Source organism: Streptomyces sp. NPDC059456 (assembly GCF_042750055.1).
Lineage (GTDB): Bacteria > Actinomycetota > Actinomycetes > Streptomycetales > Streptomycetaceae > Streptomyces.
In genome coordinates, this window is record NZ_JBHYVA010001072.1 from 1 (window position 1) to 1,650 (window position 1,650).

At 74.0% G+C, this 1,650-nt stretch carries 1 protein-coding gene; it reads left to right on the forward strand.

The features are described from left to right. Positions 1-161: 161 nt before the first annotated feature. On the forward strand, positions 162-1,650 hold a 1,489-nt coding region (locus ACFXA3_RS42245), incomplete at its 3' end, for an urease subunit alpha (RefSeq protein WP_385196796.1).

A 1,650-nucleotide genomic window follows, 5' to 3' on the forward strand; every position in this document is an offset into this window, starting at 1 on the left:
GACGCGGCCGGGGCCTCCGGCGCGGTGGCGGCCGGCGGCGCCCCCGAGGCCCGCGCCGCCGGCGGGCGGCCGGGGCGGGCGGACGGCGCCGCGGACCGGTGCGAGAACACCGACGCGGCCGGCCAGGCCGGTGGCGCCGACCACGCGGACGGAGACCGGGCGTGAGCAAGCAGACCAGGCACGGCGACCACTGTGCGCCGGGCAGCCGGCACATCGACCCCCGCGAGTACGCCTCCGTCTTCGGCCCCCGCGCCGGGGACCGGGTCCGGCTCGGCGACTGCGGGCTCACCGTCCGGGTCGAGCACGACGCGCAGAAGCCCGGCGACGAGTTCCTGGCGGGTTTCGGCAAGACCGCCCGCGACGGGCTGCACCTGAAGGCCGCCGCCGTCCGCGACACCTGCGACGTCGTCATCAGCAACGTCCTCGTCATCGACGCCGTCCTCGGCATCCGCAAGGTCTCCGTCGGCATCCGCGAGGGCCGGATCCACGCGATCGGCCGGGCCGGCAACCCGGACACCCTCGACGGGGTGGACGTCGTGGTCGGCACGGGCACGAGCATCGTCTCCGGCGAAGGCCTCATCGCCACCGCGGGCGCCGTCGACACCCACGTCCACCTGCTGTCCCCGCGCGTCATGGAGGCCTCGCTCGCCGCGGGCGTCACGACGATCATCGGCCAGGAGTTCGGCCCGGTCTGGGGCGTCGGCGTCAACTCCCCGTGGGCCCTCAAGCACGCCTTCAACGCCTTCGACGCCTGGCCCGTCAACATCGGCTTCCTGGCCCGCGGCTCCTCCTCGGACGCCGCCCCGCTGGTCGAGGCGCTGGCCGAGGGCGGCGCGTCCGGCTTCAAGGTCCACGAGGACATGGGCGCGCACACCCGCGCCCTGGACACCGCCCTGCGCGTGGCCGAGGAACACGACGTCCAGGTCGCCCTGCACAGCGACGGCCTCAACGAGTGCCTGTCCGTCGAGGACACCCTGCGCGTCCTGGACGGCCGCACCATCCACGCCTTCCACATCGAGGGCTGCGGCGGCGGGCACGTCCCCAACGTGCTCAAGATGGCCGGCGTGCCCAACGTCATCGGCTCCTCCACCAACCCCACCCTGCCCTTCGGCCGGGACGCGGTCGCCGAGCACTACGGCATGATCGTCTCCGTCCACGACCTCAAGCCGGACCTCCCCGGCGACGCCGCCATGGCCCGCGACCGGATCCGCGCGGGCACCATGGGCGCCGAGGACGTCCTGCACGACCTGGGCGCGATCGGCATCACCTCCTCCGACGCCCAGGGCATGGGCCGCGCCGGCGAGACCATCCGGCGCACCTTCGCCATGGCCGCAAAGATGAAGGGCGAACTCGGCCCGCTGGAGGGCGACGGCGAGGGCGACGACAACGCCCGCGTCCTGCGCTACATGGCCAAGCTGACCATCAACCCGGCCATCGCCCACGGCCTGGCCCACGAGATCGGCTCCATCGAGGTCGGCAAGCTCGCCGACATCGTGCTGTGGCGCCCCCAGTTCTTCGGCGCGAAACCGCAGCTGGTCCTCAAGGCCGGCTTCCCCGCGTACGGGGTCACCGGTGACCCCAACGCGGCCACCGACACCTGCGAACCGCTGGTCCTCGGACCGCAGTTCGGCTCGTACGGGGCCACCCCCG